Genomic DNA, 16,885 nt, shown 5'->3' with positions numbered 1-16,885 from the left:
GGGTCGGCGTCGATGCCCGCGGCGCTCAGGGCCGCCCGATAGCCGCGGTGGCGTTCGCCGAAGGTCCAGATCTCCCGTCTGTCGCCGAGGTAGCCGATACGGCGGTGGCCGTGCGCGATGAGATGGCGCACGGCCTGCTCCACCGCGCCGAAGTTGTCCACCACGACGGTGTCCACGTCCAGGCCCGGTGCCGCCCGGTCCACGCACACGATCTTCGTGCCCCGCGCCTGCGCCGGGCGCAGGAAGCGGTGACTGCCCGCGGCCGGGGTGAGGATCAGCCCGTCGACGCGGCGGGCGGTGAAGGCCGCGATGACCTCCCGTTCGCGGTGCGGGTCGGCGCGGCTGGAGCCGATGAGGACCATGTTGCCGCGCCGGTGGGCGATGTCCTCGGTGGCCGAGGCGACGGCGGCCATGAAGGGGTCGGCAACGTTGTCCACCATCAGTCCGATGGTCTGGCTCAACTGGTCCGTACGGCGCAACTGCCGTGCCACGTCGTCGCGTTGGTACCCCAGTCTGCGGACGGCGGCCTCCACCCGGGCGGCGGTTCGCGGTGCCACTCCCGCCTCGCCGTTGACCACCCGGGACACCGTCATCACGCTCACGCCCGCTTCCGCGGCCACGTCCTTCATCCTGGGACGACTGGCCACGCCACGTCCTCCAGATCTCGTCGCGCGCGACCGGACCGACGGGTCGACGGCGTGCGCCCGAACCGTGTCCGTCCCGACCCTTGACGCCCACTCAAGGGCCTCCCAGAATCGACGAACTGTTAACGATACCAACCAGAAAGCACAGCATGGCCTCTGCAAGGGAACCACTTCTCGCGGCACACGGTGTGGTCAAGCGTTTCGGCCATGTCCAGGCGCTCTCGGGCGCCGACTTCACGGCGTACGCCGGTGAGGTCGTCGCACTGATCGGTGACAACGGCGCCGGCAAGTCGACTTTGGTGAACGTACTTTCCGGTGTGCTCACCCCGGACGAGGGCGAGGTACGCCTGGACGGGGCGCCGGTCCGGTTCTCGGGACCGATGGACGCGCAACGGCACGGAGTCGAGACCGTCTACCAGGATCTTTCGCTGGCACCCGATCTGGACGCGGCGGCCAATCTCTACCTCGGCAGGGAACTCGTACGCGGGGGGCTGCTCGGCCGCCTGGGCGTGCTCGACCGGCCCACGATGCGGCGGGAGGCGATCGCGGCGTTCGGTGAACTGGGCGTCGAACTGAAAGATGTGACGGCTCCTGTGACAACGTTGTCGGGAGGGCAGCGGCAGTCCGTGGCCGTCGCCCGCGCGGTCGCCTTCGCCAACAAGGTCATCTTCATGGACGAGCCGACCGCCGCCCTGGGCGTCGTCCAGCGCGCCCGGGTCCTGGAAACCGTGCGCAGGGTCGCCGACCGGGGCATCTGCGTCGTCCTCATCAGCCACAACATGCCCGAGGTGCTGTCGGTCGCGGACCGGGTCGAGGTACTACGGCTGGGACGCCGGGTCGCCTCGTTCACCGCGGCCGACGCCACGATCGAGAAACTCGTCGGCGCCATGACCGGATCACTGGACGAGCCCGTGCACAACGGCGACTCCGGCACGGTCGGCGCGACGGAAGCGGAGGACGGGCGATGAGCGCCAACAGCCAGGACATCAAGCCGGCCGCTCCGGTGCAGGATCCGCCCCGGGCCGACGGCGGACGCCTCGCGATACCCCCGTGGCTGCGACGGGCCGCCGGTATCAGCGAGTTGTGGACCTTCGTGATCCTCGTCGCGCTGGTCGCGTTCTTCACCATCGCAGCGCCGGGCAAGTTCTTCACGCAGTACGACCTCACGCAGATCGCCGTGAACGCGGCCATCTATCTGGTCCTCGGTGTCGGCATGACGTTCGTGATCATCACCGCGGGCATCGACCTGTCGATCGGCTCGGTGCTGGTGCTGGCGGCGGTCGCGGCGGGCGAGTACAACATCCACCACGGCGGACCCGCCTCCAGCTGGGGCACGGTCGCCGTCTGTGTCGTCATCGCCCTTGCGGTGGGCGCCGGTTGGGGCGCGCTGCAGGGGGCGGTGGTGGCGACCGGGAAGGTGCCGCCGCTGATCGTGACCCTGGGCGGGCTGGGCGCGGCGCTGGGCATCGCCGAACTCGCCACCGGCGGCCAGGACCCGGCCGGTGCCGCCGCCACCCACCTCCAGAACAGCCTGGGCTTCGGCAAGTTGGCCGGCATCCCGTGGATGGTGATCCTGGCCGCGGTGGTCACCGCCCTGTTCGGCGCGGTGCTCGGCGCCACGAGGTTCGGCAGCCACACCCTGGCGATCGGCTCCAACCCGACCGCCGTCCGGCGTGCGGGCATCCCGGTGGGCCGCCATCTGATCATGGTGTACGGCCTGATGGGCCTGCTGGCCGGTCTTGGCGCGGTGATGTGGCTGGCCTCGTACGGGACGACGTCCATCGCCGGGCACTCAACCGACAACCTGAAGGTGATCACCGCCGTGGTCCTGGGCGGTACCAGCCTGTTCGGCGGGCGGGGTTCCGTACTCGGCACCGTGATCGGTGTGTTCATCCCCGCCGTGCTGACGACCGGGCTGATCGTCATCGGCGTGCAGCAGTACTGGCAGGACGTCGCCGTCGGTGTCGTCCTGGTGGCGGCCGTCTACATCGACCAGATGCGCAGGAAGACCCGAGAGCGCGCATGACCGCCTCCCCGACCTTCGCCCCAACCCTCGTTTGACCCTGGAGGACAGCCTTATGTCGAGCATTCGCATCACGCGCAAAGTACTGGTCGCCGCGGGCACCGTGCTGGTCCTGACCGGCGCAGCCGCCTGCAGTTCGTCGAGCGACAGCGGTAGTTCGGGGTCGAAGGGGGGCGCCTCCGGGAAGAAGGTCCGGCTGATCACCGGCGTGAAGAGCGACCCCTTCTACATCACCATGACCTGCGCGGCGCAGACCGAGGCCAAGGCCAAGGGCATGGACTTCTCGGCGGACGGTTCCGCGCAGTGGGACGTGTCGGTGCAGCGGCCCCTCCTCGACTCGGTGGCGGCGTCGCGGCCGGACGGGCTGCTGATCTCGCCGGTCGACGTCAGCGCGCTCACCCCGTCGCTCAAGCAGATCCAGTCGGCCGGGACCAAGGTCGCCCTGGTCGACACCACGGTCACCGACTCCTCGATCGGCATCACCCGGATCTCGTCCGACAACGAGAAGGGCGGCCGGGTGGCGGCCGACGCGCTCGCCAAGCTGATGAACGAGAAGGGCTCGGCGATCGTCATCAGCGTCAAGCCCGGTGTCTCCACCACGGACGCCCGCATCAAGGGCTTCACCGAGGAGATGAAGAAGTACCCGAACATCAAGCTGCTGCCCACGCTCTACGACAACGACCTGCCGGCCACCGCGGCCTCCCAGATCCAGTCGACCCTGGCGGCCCACCCCGACCTCGGCGGTGTCTTCGCGGGCAACACCAACACCGGTACAGGCATAGCCACCGGTCTCAAGCAGGCGGGCAAGCAGGGCACGGTGAAGGTCGCCGCGTTCGACGCCGAACCGGACGAGGTGGCCTCGCTCAAGGCGGGCGCCCTCCAGGTGCTGGTCGCGCAGGACCCGGCCGCGATCGGCAAGGAGGCCGTGGACCAGCTGGCCGCCGCCTTCGAGGGCAAGTCGGTCCAGAAGTCGATCGGCACCAACATGGTCGCCATCACCAAGGCGAACATGAACCAGCCCGAGATCAGCAAGTACTTCTACAAGGCGGGCTGCTGACCGGCCCACGACCACAGGTTCCGCCGGGCACCCCACCGCTTCCGGGGCGCCCGGCGGAATTGCTTCAGCAGGGGGACTTTGCATGACCATGCGCGAGCGTGCATAATCTTCCTATGTCTAAGGTCCTCACCTCCCTCCCCGCCGGCGAGCGCGTCGGCATCGCCTTCTCGGGCGGGCTCGACACCTCCGTCGCGGTCGCCTGGATGCGCGACAAGGGTGCCGTCCCCTGCACCTACACCGCCGACATCGGCCAGTACGACGAGCCCGACATCGCCTCGGTGCCCGGCCGTGCGCAGGCCTACGGCGCCGAGATCGCGCGCCTGGTCGACTGCCGTGCGGCGCTGGTCGAGGAGGGCCTGGCCGCGCTGACCTGCGGGGCGTTCCACATCCGCTCCGGCGGGCGCGCCTATTTCAACACCACCCCGCTGGGCCGTGCCGTCACCGGCACGCTGCTGGTCCGGGCGATGCTGGAGGACGACGTCCAGATCTGGGGCGACGGCTCGACCTTCAAGGGCAACGACATCGAGCGGTTCTACCGCTACGGCCTGCTCGCCAACCCGCATCTGCGGATCTACAAGCCCTGGCTGGACGCGGACTTCGTGACCGAGCTCGGTGGTCGCAAGGAGATGTCGGAGTGGCTGCTCGCGCACGAGCTGCCCTACCGCGACAGCACGGAGAAGGCGTACTCCACCGACGCCAACATCTGGGGCGCCACCCACGAGGCCAAGACGCTGGAGCACCTGGACACGGGCGTGGAGACCGTGGAGCCGATCATGGGCGTCCGCTTCTGGGACCCGTCGGTCGAGATCGCCACCGAGGACGTGACGATCGGCTTCGACCAGGGCCGCCCGGTGACGATCAACGGCAAGGAGTTCGCCTCCCCCGTCGACCTCGTCATGGAGGCCAACGCCATCGGCGGCCGGCACGGCCTGGGCATGTCCGACCAGATCGAGAACCGGATCATCGAGGCCAAGAGCCGCGGCATCTACGAGGCACCGGGCATGGCCCTGCTCCACGCCGCCTACGAGCGACTCGTGAACGCGATCCACAACGAGGACACCGTCGCCCAGTACCACAACGAGGGCCGGCGCCTCGGTCGCCTGATGTACGAGGGCCGCTGGCTGGACCCGCAGGCCCTGATGGTCCGGGAGTCCCTGCAGCGCTGGGTCGGCTCGGCGATCACCGGCGAGGTCACCCTGCGGCTGCGGCGCGGTGAGGACTACTCGCTGCTCGACACGGTGGGCCCGGCGTTCAGCTACCATCCGGACAAGCTGTCCATGGAGCGCACCGAGGACTCGGCGTTCGGCCCGGTGGACCGGATCGGCCAGCTCACCATGCGCAACCTCGACATCGCCGACTCCCGCGCCAAGCTGGAGCAGTACGCCGTGCTCGGTCTGATCGGCAGCGGCAACAAGGCGATCGGCGCCGCGCAGGCCGCCGCGACCGGCCTCATCGGCAGCATGCCGGAGGGCGGCGCCGAGGCCATCGCCTCCCGTGGCGAGGTCTCCGAGGACGACGCGCTGCTGGACCGCGCCGCGATGGAGTCCGGCACGGACTGATCAACTCCGGGGATCAGTACCGCCGTTGGGCCGGTTCGACGCGTGTGGCGTCGGGCCGGCCTTTCGTCGCTCGGCGGCCCTGGCAGGACGAGTATCCCGGGAGGTGAGAGGTGCCATGGCAGTGGGCGGACCGCGGGACGTGCTGGCCGGCTGGACCGACTACGACGCGGCGGGCTTCGAGCTCGGGAAGGTCTTGGGGGTGTTTCCGGCGAACCAGTCGTTCGGCGGGGTCAAGCGAATGTTCTGGGTGGACGGTTACCCGCTCGGTGCGATGCTCGTCGACATCCTCGACCGGATGGCCGAGGCGGGTGTGCTGCTGAAGAACGAGGACCGGCAGTACATGTGGAACCCCGACGAGTCCGACCTGTCGCTCACGCGAGGCAGCGTCGAGGGGCGCGAGCCCTCCCCCTGAACAGGAGCACGTGACCTGCGGCAGGAGGCCACCAGCCACCCGCCCCTCCCCCACACGCCCCGCGTAACCTTCCCTCGTGACCACGCCCAAGACCGTCGATGTGAGCGTCGACGCGATGATCGATGACCTCCGGACCCTCGTCGAGGTCGAGTCGCCCTCCCGCGACTTGGACGCCCTGCGGAAATCGGCCGAGACCGTCGCCAGTGTCGTAGAGGCACGGCTCGGTGGCCGGGCCGAACTCGTCGACAGCGAGGGCGGGCCGCATGTCCACTGGTCCGGCGGTGGCACACCCCGTGTGCTGATCCTCGGTCACCACGACACGGTGTTCCCGCTCGGCACTCTCGGACGCCGCCCGTTCAGGGTCGAGGACGGTCACGCGACCGGCCCCGGCGTCTTCGACATGCTCGGCGGTCTGGTGCAGGCGATCCACGGGCTGGCGTCGCTCGACGACCGGTCCGGCGTCGAGATCCTGGTGACCGCCGACGAGGAGGTCGGCTCCCACTCCTCCCGGGCTCTCATCGAGCAACGCGCCCTCGCCTGCGGTGCCGTGCTGGTGGTCGAGGGCGCCGCCGACGGCGGGGGTGTGAAGACCGCCCGTAAGGGCTGCGGCACGTTCGAGGTGTCCGTCGCGGGCCGGGCCTCGCACGCGGGGCTGGAGCCCGCCGCCGGGGTGAACGCGCTGGTCGAGGCCGCGCACCAGGTGCTGGCCATCGCGGCGTTGGAGCGGCCCGAGGTCGGTACGACGGTCACCCCGACCGTCGCGTCGGCGGGCCCGCTGGACAACGTCGTACCGGCGGCGGCCACCGTCGTCGTGGACGTCCGCGTCGAGTCGGCCGAGGAGAAGGAACGGATCGAGTCCGCGTTCGCGGTGCTGGTCCCTCAGCTCGACGAGGCCGTGCTCACCGTACGGGGAAGTATCGGCCGGCCGCCGATGCCCGAATCGGCGGCGGCCGGGCTGTTCGCCGTGGCACAGCGGCTGCTTCCCGGTCTCGAAGGCAGGGCGGTCGGCGGTGGCAGCGACGGCAACTTCACGGCCGCGCTGGGGGTGCCGACGCTCGACGGCCTGGGTGCGGTCGGGGGCGGGGCGCACGCCGACCACGAATATCTGGTCGTCACGTCGATGGCCGAGCGCGCTCACCTCGTCGCCGGGCTGGTGGACGCGATCCGGAGCGTTTGATCCCGGTCATGTCAGGAGCGCCAGGACGGCATCAACCGACCGTCGAAGAGCCATACTTGACCATACGGGGGATCGTCCCGTCATGGCCTGAAACGGGAGAGCGTCCGGTGAGCAGCATCAGCAAGGTGGCGGGCAAGGTCGAAGTACGGCTCCGCTGGGATCCGAGTCCCTGGGGCCGGCAGCCGTGCCGGCTGGACATCATCGCGGCGACCTACACGGCCGACGCCCCGCACGGACGTCCGGTGTACGTCGTCAACTCCGAGAGCCGCTCGCCGGACGGCACCATCAACATGAGCCGGCACAGCGAGACCGGTCAGGGGTACGGCGACATCGAGGTGATGGTGCTGGAACTCGACCGCCTGGCGACGTCCTTCGGGCGGGTGGTCGTAGGGGTGGCGATCCATCAGAACGGCGGGACGCGGACCTTCGGTGATCTGTCGCACGCCAGGACGCAGGTCATGGAGGGGTACAAGGAGCTGCTGTCGGACGAGTTCGCCGGGGTGGGCGAATCCACCGCGGCGACGGTCGGGGAGTTCACCAAGGACGCCTCCGGAGCCTGGGAGTTCCGCCCGATGGTGCGCGGGTTCGACAGCGAGCCGGTCGGCTTCAGTGCGGAGATGGGCAGCGTGCCTCAGCCCTGACCGGCTGGTCGGGCCTGAAGTTCGGGAGCAGCGTCGCGACGGTCGGCCGCTTGTGCCGCAGTTCGTGGACCACGCCCATGACGATGGCGGCGCCCACCGCGACCAGGTGCTCGCGACCCGCCAGGTTGGGCTTCACGATCGACTCCCACACCATCGACCCGCCGGTGAGCAAGAACACCACGGGCGCGCGGCGGACCACGGCGAGATACGTGAAGAGTCCTACGACCGCGGCGGACGGCCCGGTGTCGAGGACCTGCCCGATCTCGGGCCGCAGCCCGATCCCCCCGCAGCCGGGCCCGATCAGGAGCATGACGCGCACGGTGAGGGTGCCGGCCAGGGTGGTCGCGTAGGCGACGACCAGGGTGCGGGCCCGGCCGAGTGCCAGTTCGGCCAGCGCGAACGCCAGGAACAGCTGGGTGATGCCGGCCCACACGGGCAGGTCGAGGGCGGGCACGTACAGCGATATCGGGGTGCGCAGCAGGGCGAGCCACAGGGGCAGGTCGCCCTGGACACCGCCGAGGTGCCGGACGATCGACGCGCCGGTCGGCCGCTGCGCCAGCGCGTGGAAGAAGATGACGCCGAAGGCGGCGACGAACGCCAGGGACATCCCCGGCAGTCCGCGCCGCAGCAACTGTCGTACGGGATCGACGACGATGCCCTGCCATTCACCCCGCAGTGTGCGCCAGATGAACACGCTCTCCCCACTCCCCCACCCTCGGACGAACACACGGATCGGAATCTAGCCCCCTGACGGTGTCAGGTGCGTCCCGGAATCGGTCCGGATTGGTTGTCGCGGCTCGCGGACGGTACACATGGGGCTGATATTGAAGAGTGGGAAGTGTTCCCGTCGGTTGGCCGACGACCGCAGGCAGTGGGAGGGCCGGTGCGTACCTCTGGAGATCCGGCCGGTTCCACGGTGGCCGACGCCGGACAGCGGTCCACGCCTCCGCTCAGCTGGGGCGCGGTGGTGTTCTGGCTCGTCAGCATCACGGCGCTGGTGGCACTGACCGGTATCGCCCTGGGGCGCGACACCCGGCCGGCCCCCTTTCTGGTGGTGCTGCCCGCGCTGATCGCCGGGCGCGGCACCGTGCGGCAGACCACGGTCGCGTCCGTATGGGTGACGATCGTCATCGTCGGCTCCCTCTTCGACAGCCCGCTGCACACGGTGGGGGCGGACGCGGCGGTCATCGCCTTCGCCCTGGTGTTCAACGGCCTCAGCGTGGCCCGGGCGGCACAGCGGATCCGCTGGGAGGGCGAGATCGCCCGGCTGCGCTCGGCGGCGGCTGCCCTGCAGCGGCAGATCCTGCGCCCGTTCCCCCTGATGACCGACCAGTTGCTGGTCCACGGCCTGTACCGGCCGGTGGAGGAGGACAGCCGGGTGGGCGGCGACGTCTACGAGGTCGTCGCCTCTCCGTACGGCACCCGGGTCTTCATCGCCGACGTCCAGGGCAAGGGCCTCCAGGCGATCAGCGCCGCGTTCGCCGTGCTGAGCGCCTTCCGCGAGGCGGCCGTGGCCGAGCCCACGCTCACCGCCGTGGTGGACGCCCTGGAGGAGGCGGTGCTGCGGCACAACTCCTTCGCGGCGCAGACCGGTGAGCGGGAGCGGTTCGTGACGGCGATCGTCCTGGGCGTAGACGGCGAGCAGGAGGTCCAGGCGATCAACTGCGGCCATGTGGCACCGCTGCTGCTGCACGAGGAGCGGGCCGATCCGGTGCTGCGACAGGAGCCCTGTGTGCCGCTGGGCCTGGACGCGCTGGCTCCCGAGCCCCGTACCGTCGAATGGTTCGCCTTCCCCGCCGACGGCACGCTCCTGCTCTGCACGGACGGTGTCACCGAGGCACGCGATCCGTCCGGGGCCTTCTACCCCCTTGAGGAGCGGGCCGCGGCCTGGGGCGATGTCCTGCCGAAGGATGTTCCGGCCACCGTCTACGGCGACCTGCGCCGCCATACGGCGGGCATGCCCCGCGACGACACCGCGCTGCTGGTGCTGCGCCGCAGGGGCGACGCGGGCCTTCGCTGACGCAATGGACCGGTCATGGCCGGCCGCCCTGGCGGGGGTCGCCCGCGGTGAGGTGTTCCAGGACCTCGGCCAGTTCCTGGCAGGCCGCTTCCACCGAGAGTCTGGTGTTGCGCTGCTCGGTGATGACGGAGGAGAGCAACAGGGCGGTGAGGGCCATCGTGCCGTTGAAGGCCTGGAGTTTCATCATCACCTCGACATGCGTCAGGTCGGCGAAGGGACCCGATTCCCGCGTCGCCGCGATGGTGGCCATCACGGAGGCGAACAGGGCGCACAGCATGCTGCCCGCGAACCGGAACCGCAGCGCGGCCCAGATCAGCAGGGGATAGACCAGGAACAGCAGGCTGACGCGGCTGTGCGTCACCAGGGGGACGATGACGGCGATGGTGGCCACCAGCAGCAGGGCCTCCTTCCAGCGGTGCAGGTCCAGCGGGAAGCGCACCGTGCGCAGCATGAGCAGGAGCGGGGTGACGATGAGTACGCCCATCGCGTCGCCCACCCACCAGCCCAGCCAGACCGGCCAGAAGGAGTGCGAGGCCAGCTTGTCGGTGACGACGAGCAGGACGACCCCGCAGCTCGCGCTGATCAGCATGGCGGTCAGGGCGCCCAGGAAGACCAGGGCGAGGCCGTCGCGGAGTCTGCCGAGGTCGGTGCGGAAGCCCACCCGGCGCAGCATGAGGTAGGCGCAGACGGGGGCCACGGTGTTGCCGGCGAGGACGACGAGCGCGGTCGGCTGGAGCGAGGTGAGGGACATGATCACGAACAGGATGCCGAGGGCGATACCGGGCCAGACCCGTAGCCCGAAGATCAGCAGGGCGGCCACCGCTACGCCGGTGGGAGGGTAGATCGGGGTGAACACGGCGCCCTCGACCACGAGCTCGCGGAGCAGGCCGAGCCGTCCCGCCGCGAAGTAGCAGCCGGCGACGGCCAGCGTCAGGAGGGCGTACCCGGCCGGTCGCCGCAGATCATCGAAACCCACCACAGCTGCCATCAGACACCGACCCCGCCGTGTCGGCGAGGCGAGCGACGTGGGGCGGCCCTACGGTCCGGTCTCGGGCGCGTCGTGTCCCACGACCAGTACGGCCGCGTCGTCCTCGTGCCCCACACGCTCGGCTCCCTTGATCACGGCCGCTGCGAGCGAGCCCGCCTCCATGCCTGCCACGGCGGCGATTCCCGCGAGGCGCATCACCTGGTCGAGCCCTTCGTCGACGCTCATCGAGGGGCCCTCCACCACGCCGTCGGTCACCAGGACGAAGACTCCGCCGGTGGTGAGCCGGTGCTCGGTCACCGGGTACCGCTGTCCGGCGACGATGCCCAGCGGCGGTCCGCCCTCGTCGTCGGCGATGCCGCACCGGCCGTCGGCGGTGGCCCAGACGGAGGGTATGTGTCCGGCCCGCGCGCTCTCCAGCACCCCGGTGGCCGGGTCGAGGCGTACGAAGGTGCAGGTCGCGAAGAGTTCGGTGCCGAGGGACAGGAGCAGGTCGTTGGTCAGGGCGAGGAGTTCGCCGGGCTCGCTGGTGACGGAGGCGAGGGCGCGCAGGCCGACCCGGACCTGGCCCATGAACGCGGCGGCCTCGATGTTGTGGCCCTGTACGTCGCCGATGGACAGGCCTATGCGCCCGTCGGGCATGGTGAAGGCGTCGTACCAGTCGCCGCCCACGTTGAGGCCGTGGTTGGCGGGCGAGTACTTGACCGCCAGGTGGAACCGGGGGGTGACGGGCATGTCTCCGGGCAGCATGCCGCGTTGCAGGGCGACGGCCAGTTGCAGCAGGGAGCGCTGCAGCTCGGCCCGCTCGCGTGCCTGGGCGGTCAGCGTCCCAAGCCTGGCCAGCAGCTCGTCGCCGTCGTCCGTGGGGCGCATCCGGGACATCTACCACTCCAAAGGGGTTGGTACCGCTATAAGCATAAAGAACCGATTTGCCCCCCTCGGAGCCAACGCCTTGCGAAGCCGAAGCATCGGGAAGCCGCCGCAGGCGCGCCGGAACGACAACGGCCCGGCCGCCGCACTGGGCGGGGGCCGGGCCGATGGGTCGTACGCGCCGGGTCAGCCCTGGCGGGCTTTGAAGCGCGGGTCCTTCTTGTTGATGACGAACGTCACACCGCGGCGGCGGACCACCTGCGCACCGGGCTTGGCCTTCAGCGAGCGCAGGGACTTGCGGACCTTCATGACTGCCTCCCGTAACGGCGCTCGAAGCGCTCCACACGGCCCGCGGTGTCCACGACGCGCGTGTTGCCGGTGTAGAAGGGGTGGCTGGCCGACGAGATCTCGACGTCGATCAGCGGGTAGGTGTTCCCGTCCGCCCACTCGATCGTGCGCGCCGACTGCGCGGTCGAGGTGGTGAGGAACGCGGTGTCCGCCGCGCGGTCACGGAAGACGACGGGACGGGACACGGGGTGGATGCCAGACCTCATGGTGTTTCCTTCCTCAGGCCGTCCCGCGAGGGACGGCCGCTCTGCGGGGTTCAGCGCTGTTCGCGGAAATCGACGTGCTCTCCGGCGACCGGGTCGTACTTGCGCAGGACCAGCCGGTCGGGGTCGTTGCGACGGTTCTTGCGCGTCACGTAGGTGACGCCGGTACCGGCCGTCGACTTCAGGGTGACGACGGGACGGTTCGTGGTGCGTGCCATGAGGACCTCCTTCCGCCCACATCCCGGGATCTTGTCCCGAGCATGTCAGCTACATGCGTTCCAACACCGGGACCCCCCGGTGCATTCCCGCCCCCTAGACCCGTACCGCGGCCCGTTCCCGAGCCGCCCGTACGGCCTGGGAGAGACCCTCGATGTCGTACGCGCCGTAGTGCCGACGGCCGTTCACGAAGAACGTGGGCGTGCCCGCCACCCCGCTGAGGTCGGCCGACTCCACGTCCTCGGCGACATGGCCCGCCCCGGCGTGGGCCCGCATGTCCCGTTCGAAGCGGGCGATGTCCAGGCCGATCTGTTCGGCATAACCCCGCAGGTCCTTCAGACGCAGGGCGCCCTGGTGGCTGAGCAGCAGATCGTGCATGTCCCAGTAACCGCCCTGCAGCGCGGCGGCCTCCGCCGCCTCGGCGGCGAGCTGGGCGTGCGGATGGACGTCGGGGAGCGGGAGGTGCCGCCACACGTACCGCACCTCGTCCCCGAAGTCGCCGAGCAGTTCGCGGACGACCGGCTCGGCCTGGCCGCAGTACGGGCACTCGTAGTCGCCGTACTCCACGACCGTCACCGGGGCGTGCCGCGGGCCGCGCAGGTGGTCGCGGTCGGGGTCGACGGGCACGGACAGGTCGACGATGGTCTCCGCTCTGCCGAACAGCACCCGGGGCCGGATCTGCGGTGGCAGCAGTCCGATCACCCCGGTGACCAGCCGGGCGACCAGGAACGAGCCGACGACGGCGCTGAGGATGCCTGTCTTCGCGTCCTCCAGCGTGGTCCCGTCGAAGGCGAGCGTCGCGATCAGCAGGGAGACGGTGAAGCCGACGCCCGCCAGGGTGCCGCCCGCGGTGACGGCGCCCCAGCCGACCGGCGGCCGGACCCGGCCACGGGACAGGACGCTGGTCAGCGCCGTCGAGGAGACGATGCCGAGCGGCTTGCCGACGACGTACCCGATGAGAATGCCCAGCCCGACGGGCGAGGTGAAGGCCCTGGCCAGCTGCTCCCCGCTGATCTGCAGTCCGGCGTTGGCCAGCGCGAACAGCGGGACCACGACGTAGCTCGCCCACGGGTGGTAGATGCGCTGGAGGCGGTCGTTCGGGGAGATCGACGCGGCGATACCGGCCCGTACGTCGCGTTCCAGCTCGGGTGTGGGCTGCTCGCGGAAGAGCCGGAACAGTCCGGTGGCGCGCTCCAGGTCGTCGCGTCCCGCCGGGTACGCGAACGTGATCAGCCCCATGGCGAGCCCGATCACGACGGGGTCCACGCCCGATTCGAGCAGCGCGACCCAGGCGACGACCCCGAGCAGCGCGTACACGGGGCCCCTGCGCACCCTGAACCGCCGCAGCAGCAGGACGACGGCGAACGTGCCCACGGCCACCAGGAGCGCCGACACGGCGATGTGGTCGCTGTAGAAGACGGCGATCACCACGAGCGCCAGGAAGTCGTCGACGACGGTGATCGTGAGGAGGAAGACACGCAGTCCGGGCGGCATGCCCCGGCCCACGACGGCCAGCATGCCGAGCGCGAACGCCGTGTCGGTGGACATCGCCGCGCCCCAGCCGTCCGCCGTTCCATGGCCGGCGTTGATCGCCAGGTAGATGCCGATCGGCACGAGCATGCCGCTCAGGCCCGCGACGAGCGGCAGCGCCAGTCGCTTGCGTTCGCGCAGCTCGCCCATGTCGAACTCGCGGCGCGCCTCCAGGCCGACGACGAGGAAGAACAGCGTCATCAGCCCGCTGTTGACCCACTCGCGCAGATCGAGGGAGACCCCGTGCGAGCCGAGCCGCACGGAGAGGTGGGTCTGCCAGAACGACTCGTACGCCGACGGCGTGACATTGGCCCAGACGAGCGCGACCAGTGCCGCCGCCACCAGGACGGCCGCGCTTCCGGTCTCGGTCCGCAGGAAGTCACGAAGCGGGGTGCGGGCTTCGTCGCCGCACGTGGTCTGCCCCGTGTAGTCGGTCGTTTCGAAGGACATACGGGGTTCACTTCCACCTTGCGTCATGACTCACGTGTCGCCCCAACACCGGCTGCCGCACCATTCATTCCTACGGCAGCCCGCACCACGGCCGACAGTGCGGGTCAGCCGCCGAGCGCCGCCCCGACCACGGCCCTGGCCTCCTCCTGGACCTGGCCGAGGTGGTCAGGACCGAGGAAGGACTCGGCGTAGATCTTGTACACATCCTCGGTGCCGGAGGGCCGCGCCGCGAACCAGGCGCTGGCGGTGGTCACCTTGATGCCGCCGAGGGCCGCGCCGTTGCCGGGCGCCTCGGTGAGCACGCCGGTGACGGGCTCACCGGCGAGGGTGTCGGTGGTGACCTGCGCGGGTGAGAGCTTGGCGAGCAGCGCCTTCTCCTCGCGGCTCGCCGGGGCGTCGATCCGGGCGTAGGCCGGCGTGCCGAAGCGGTCCGTGAGGGCGGCGTAGTGCTGCGAGGGCGTCTTCCCGGTGACCGCCGTGATCTCGCTGGCGAGCAGCGCCAGGATGATGCCGTCCTTGTCGGTGGTCCACACGGAGCCGTCCCGGCGCAGGAAGGACGCGCCGGCCGACTCCTCGCCGCCGAAGCCGAGCGAGCCGTCGACCAGTCCGTCCACGAACCACTTGAAGCCGACGGGCACCTCGACGAGCCGGCGCCCGAGGTCGGCGGCGACCCGGTCGATCATCGACGAGGACACCAGGGTCTTGCCGACGCCCGCGTCGGCGGGCCACCGGTCGCGATGGGCGTAGAGGTACGAAATGGCCACGGCCAGATAGTGGTTGGGGTTCATCAGGCCCGCGTCGGGGGTGACGATGCCGTGCCGGTCGGAGTCGGCGTCGTTGCCGGTGGCGATGTCGAACCGGTCGCGCTGCTGGATCAGCGAGGCCATCGCGTACGGCGACGAGCAGTCCATGCGGATCTTGCCGTCCCAGTCCAGCGTCATGAACCGCCAGGTCGGGTCCGTGAGCGGATTGACGACGGTCAGGTCGAGCCGGTGCTCCTCGGCGATCCGGCCCCAGTAGGCGACGGACGCCCCGCCCAGCGGGTCGGCGCCGATCCGCACCCCGGCCGTCCGGATCGCGTCCAGGTCGAGGGCGCTCGGCAGGTCGGCGACATACGTGCCGAGGAAGTCGTAACGGCCCGTGCCGGGTGCGGCGAGCGCCCGCGTGTACGGGACGCGGCGCACGTCCTTCATACCGCTCGCGATGATCTCGTTGGCGCGGTCCTGGATCCAGGAGGTGATCTCGGAGCCGGCCGGGCCGCCGTTGGGCGGGTTGTACTTGAAGCCGCCGTCGGCAGGCGGGTTGTGCGAAGGGGTGACCACGACGCCGTCCGCGAGGCCCGAGGTCCGGCCGCGGTTGTGGGTGAGGATGGCGTGGGACACCGCCGGGGTGGGCGTGTAGCCGTCCGCGCTGTCGATGAGGACGGTGACCTCGTTGGCGGCGAACACCTCCAGCGCGGTGACCGTCGCGGGCTCGGACAGCGCGTGCGTGTCGGCGCCGAGGAAGAGCGGGCCGTCGGTGCCCTGGCCGGCCCGGTACTCGCAGATGGCCTGGCTGGTGGCGGCGATGTGGTCCTCGTTGAACGCCGTGTTCAGGGACGACCCTCGGTGCCCGGAGGTGCCGAACGCGACGCGCTGCCCCGGCTCGGCGGGGTCCGGGTGCAGCGCGTAGTACGCGGTGACCAGTCGGGCTACGTCTACGAGATCCTCGGCGCGGGCCTGTTCGCCCGCTCGCTCGTGTGGCATCTGCCCGCTCCTCCGTATCGACCGACTTCGCGTACGGCCCCATCTTTGCTCGTCAGGGGCGCGTTTAGCGAGTAGACCCCCGCCGCCTGTGGAAAACCGAGGCCGCCGCTGTCCGTCAGTACCGGTGGCGCCTGTCCAGTTGCTTCAGGACCGCGCCCGCCATGGCCGCCTCGCCCTTCGCGTTGGGGTGCGCCGGAGCCGCCGGGGAGGCGGGCTGCAGCGGCTCTATCCAGCGGTCCGCGGGGGCCTTGCACATGTCGTGGCCGACGGTCGGGCCGTAGGTGTCGACGTACTCCGCGCCGTTGAGCGCGGCCACCAGACGGAGCATCAGGTTGAGACGTTTGCCGGTGTCCCGGAGGTAGGGGAAGTCCTTGGCGGCGAACGGCACCGAGGGGTAGCAGCCGCTGCCGTCGTCGGGCAGGAGGTCCGGGTAGCCGACGACGAGCACGCGCGCGTGCGGTGCCTGCTTGTGGATCGCCCGCAGCACCTTGGTCACCTTCGGCGCGGTGTTGAGGACGGCCAGCGCCAACTGGTCGGCGCCGGTGGAGTTGTAGTAGCGCTGGCACGGGTTGCCCGCCAGGTCCGTGGCGCTGAGCTTGGCGCAGGTGCCGATGATGGTGCTGAACCCGATGTCGTTGCCGCCGATCTGGACGGTCACCAGGTCCGTGTCCCGCTGCACGGCGTCCAGTTGAGGCGGGTTGGTGCCCTGCGCCTTCCACATCTCCTCGGTCGTCGCGCCGCTGCAGCTCACGTCCTTGAGGACGGTCCCTCTCCGGTCGGCTGTCACAACCGAGGGGTAATTGTGGTCGGAGCGGAGGCAGTTGGCGTCCACCTGGGTCGGTATGTACGGGCCCGACGTGTAGGAGTCCCCGAGCGCCACGTACTGCGTGGTGCGGTCGTGGCCGTGGCCCGAGTCGTGTGCCGCCGCGGGCGCCGCGGACGCGACGACGAGGGCGCAGCCGCTGACCGCCGCCGCGACCGCCACAGCCCTGCCGCGGTGGTGCG

At 70.4% G+C, this 16,885-nt stretch carries 18 protein-coding genes; 8 read left to right on the top strand and 10 right to left on the bottom strand.

Going from position 1 to position 16,885, the window contains the following annotated elements; genetic code table 11:
- A partial coding sequence (locus R6V09_RS25095) for a LacI family DNA-binding transcriptional regulator (RefSeq protein WP_317883679.1) occupies positions 1 to 647 on the bottom strand: 647 nt, incomplete at its 3' end.
- Between the two features lie 146 nt (positions 648 to 793).
- On the opposite strand from R6V09_RS25095, the gene R6V09_RS25090 reads away from it, so the two are divergent.
- The 7 genes from R6V09_RS25090 to R6V09_RS25060 all read left to right on the top strand — a co-directional run bounded on the left by R6V09_RS25090 (position 794) and on the right by R6V09_RS25060 (position 7,513).
- Complete coding sequence (locus R6V09_RS25090) at positions 794 to 1,612, top strand: ATP-binding cassette domain-containing protein (RefSeq protein ID WP_317883678.1); 819 nt, start codon at positions 794 to 796, stop codon at positions 1,610 to 1,612.
- Positions 1,609 to 2,670, top strand: a complete 1,062-nt coding sequence (locus tag R6V09_RS25085) for an ABC transporter permease (RefSeq protein WP_317883677.1) — start codon at positions 1,609 to 1,611, stop codon at positions 2,668 to 2,670. Before R6V09_RS25090 ends, R6V09_RS25085 begins: the two co-directional genes overlap by 4 nt.
- 52 nt (positions 2,671 to 2,722) lie before the next feature.
- The gene (locus R6V09_RS25080; RefSeq protein ID WP_317883676.1) at positions 2,723 to 3,724 is read left to right on the top strand and encodes an ABC transporter substrate-binding protein; all 1,002 of its coding nucleotides are present in this window, start codon (positions 2,723 to 2,725) and stop codon (positions 3,722 to 3,724) included.
- A gap of 113 nt (positions 3,725 to 3,837) precedes the next feature.
- Positions 3,838 to 5,283 carry an argininosuccinate synthase gene (gene argG, locus R6V09_RS25075; RefSeq protein WP_317883675.1) on the top strand — a complete coding sequence of 482 codons (1,446 nt, stop codon included), beginning with the start codon at positions 3,838 to 3,840 and terminating at the stop codon, positions 5,281 to 5,283.
- Between the two features lie 115 nt (positions 5,284 to 5,398).
- Positions 5,399 to 5,695: a hypothetical protein gene (locus R6V09_RS25070; protein WP_317883674.1), complete on the top strand. Its 297-nt coding sequence runs from the start codon at positions 5,399 to 5,401 to the stop codon at positions 5,693 to 5,695.
- A 76-nt stretch (positions 5,696 to 5,771) separates the two neighbouring features.
- Complete coding sequence (locus R6V09_RS25065; RefSeq protein WP_442810127.1) at positions 5,772 to 6,872, top strand: M20/M25/M40 family metallo-hydrolase; 1,101 nt, start codon at positions 5,772 to 5,774, stop codon at positions 6,870 to 6,872.
- 107 nt (positions 6,873 to 6,979) lie between these two features.
- A complete protein-coding gene (locus tag R6V09_RS25060; RefSeq protein WP_317883673.1) occupies positions 6,980 to 7,513 on the top strand; it encodes a TerD family protein in 534 nt (177 codons plus the stop codon).
- Here R6V09_RS25060 and R6V09_RS25055 read toward each other — a convergent pair.
- Complete coding sequence (locus R6V09_RS25055) at positions 7,479 to 8,207, bottom strand: hypothetical protein (protein WP_317883672.1); 729 nt, start codon at positions 8,205 to 8,207, stop codon at positions 7,479 to 7,481. The genes R6V09_RS25060 and R6V09_RS25055 overlap by 35 nt on opposite strands.
- A 189-nt stretch (positions 8,208 to 8,396) precedes the next feature.
- On the opposite strand from R6V09_RS25055, the gene R6V09_RS25050 reads away from it, so the two are divergent.
- Positions 8,397 to 9,533 (top strand): PP2C family protein-serine/threonine phosphatase, encoded by a 1,137-nt coding sequence (locus R6V09_RS25050; RefSeq protein ID WP_317883671.1) that lies wholly within the window; start codon positions 8,397 to 8,399, stop codon positions 9,531 to 9,533.
- Positions 9,534 to 9,546: 13 nt separating this feature from the next.
- Here the strand turns inward: R6V09_RS25050 and R6V09_RS25045 are convergent, their stop codons facing one another.
- The 8 genes from R6V09_RS25045 to R6V09_RS25010 form a co-directional block, all read right to left on the bottom strand.
- A complete protein-coding gene (locus R6V09_RS25045) occupies positions 9,547 to 10,521 on the bottom strand; it encodes an MASE1 domain-containing protein (RefSeq protein WP_317883670.1) in 975 nt (324 codons plus the stop codon).
- A gap of 48 nt (positions 10,522 to 10,569) precedes the next feature.
- Positions 10,570 to 11,400 carry a PP2C family protein-serine/threonine phosphatase gene (locus R6V09_RS25040; protein ID WP_317883669.1) on the bottom strand — a complete coding sequence of 277 codons (831 nt, stop codon included), beginning with the start codon at positions 11,398 to 11,400 and terminating at the stop codon, positions 10,570 to 10,572.
- 174 nt (positions 11,401 to 11,574) lie between these two features.
- Entirely contained in the window at positions 11,575 to 11,697 is a 123-nt protein-coding gene (gene ykgO, locus R6V09_RS25035; RefSeq protein WP_006130958.1) for a type B 50S ribosomal protein L36, read from the bottom strand.
- Positions 11,694 to 11,942, bottom strand: a complete 249-nt coding sequence (locus R6V09_RS25030; protein WP_317883668.1) for a type B 50S ribosomal protein L31 — start codon at positions 11,940 to 11,942, stop codon at positions 11,694 to 11,696. Before R6V09_RS25030 ends, ykgO begins: the two co-directional genes overlap by 4 nt.
- 50 nt (positions 11,943 to 11,992) lie before the next feature.
- Positions 11,993 to 12,157, bottom strand: a complete 165-nt coding sequence (gene rpmG, locus R6V09_RS25025; RefSeq protein WP_317883667.1) for a 50S ribosomal protein L33 — start codon at positions 12,155 to 12,157, stop codon at positions 11,993 to 11,995.
- Between the two features lie 94 nt (positions 12,158 to 12,251).
- Positions 12,252 to 14,135, bottom strand: a complete 1,884-nt coding sequence (gene nhaA / locus R6V09_RS25020) for a Na+/H+ antiporter NhaA (protein ID WP_317883666.1) — start codon at positions 14,133 to 14,135, stop codon at positions 12,252 to 12,254.
- 104 nt (positions 14,136 to 14,239) lie between these two features.
- Positions 14,240 to 15,880 carry a phosphoglucomutase (alpha-D-glucose-1,6-bisphosphate-dependent) gene (gene pgm, locus R6V09_RS25015; RefSeq protein WP_317883665.1) on the bottom strand — a complete coding sequence of 547 codons (1,641 nt, stop codon included), beginning with the start codon at positions 15,878 to 15,880 and terminating at the stop codon, positions 14,240 to 14,242.
- A gap of 115 nt (positions 15,881 to 15,995) precedes the next feature.
- A partial coding sequence (locus R6V09_RS25010) for an SGNH/GDSL hydrolase family protein (protein WP_442810125.1) occupies positions 15,996 to 16,885 on the bottom strand: 890 nt, incomplete at its 5' end.

Source organism: Streptomyces sp. W16 (assembly GCF_033194735.1).
Classification (GTDB): Bacteria; Actinomycetota; Actinomycetes; order Streptomycetales; family Streptomycetaceae; genus Streptomyces.
The sequence above is the reverse complement of the archived record's forward strand: the minus strand, read 5'-3'. Positions and strand labels throughout refer to the sequence as shown.

Bases quoted from the DNA above. Each gene is read 5' to 3' on its own strand.
- R6V09_RS25090 (WP_317883678.1), top strand. From the start codon at position 794: ATGGCCTCTGCAAGGGAACCACTTCTCGCGGCACACGGTGTGGTCAAG.
- R6V09_RS25085 (WP_317883677.1), top strand. From the start codon at position 1,609: ATGAGCGCCAACAGCCAGGACATCAAGCCGGCCGCTCCGGTGCAGGAT.
- R6V09_RS25080 (WP_317883676.1), top strand. From the start codon at position 2,723: ATGTCGAGCATTCGCATCACGCGCAAAGTACTGGTCGCCGCGGGCACC.
- argG (WP_317883675.1), top strand. From the start codon at position 3,838: ATGTCTAAGGTCCTCACCTCCCTCCCCGCCGGCGAGCGCGTCGGCATC.
- R6V09_RS25070 (WP_317883674.1), top strand. From the start codon at position 5,399: ATGGCAGTGGGCGGACCGCGGGACGTGCTGGCCGGCTGGACCGACTAC.
- R6V09_RS25045 (WP_317883670.1), bottom strand. From the start codon at position 10,521: ATGGCAGCTGTGGTGGGTTTCGATGATCTGCGGCGACCGGCCGGGTAC.
- R6V09_RS25040 (WP_317883669.1), bottom strand. From the start codon at position 11,400: ATGTCCCGGATGCGCCCCACGGACGACGGCGACGAGCTGCTGGCCAGG.
- ykgO (WP_006130958.1), bottom strand. From the start codon at position 11,697: ATGAAGGTCCGCAAGTCCCTGCGCTCGCTGAAGGCCAAGCCCGGTGCG.
- R6V09_RS25030 (WP_317883668.1), bottom strand. From the start codon at position 11,942: ATGAGGTCTGGCATCCACCCCGTGTCCCGTCCCGTCGTCTTCCGTGAC.
- rpmG (WP_317883667.1), bottom strand. From the start codon at position 12,157: ATGGCACGCACCACGAACCGTCCCGTCGTCACCCTGAAGTCGACGGCC.
- nhaA (WP_317883666.1), bottom strand. From the start codon at position 14,135: ATGTCCTTCGAAACGACCGACTACACGGGGCAGACCACGTGCGGCGAC.
- pgm (WP_317883665.1), bottom strand. From the start codon at position 15,880: ATGCCACACGAGCGAGCGGGCGAACAGGCCCGCGCCGAGGATCTCGTA.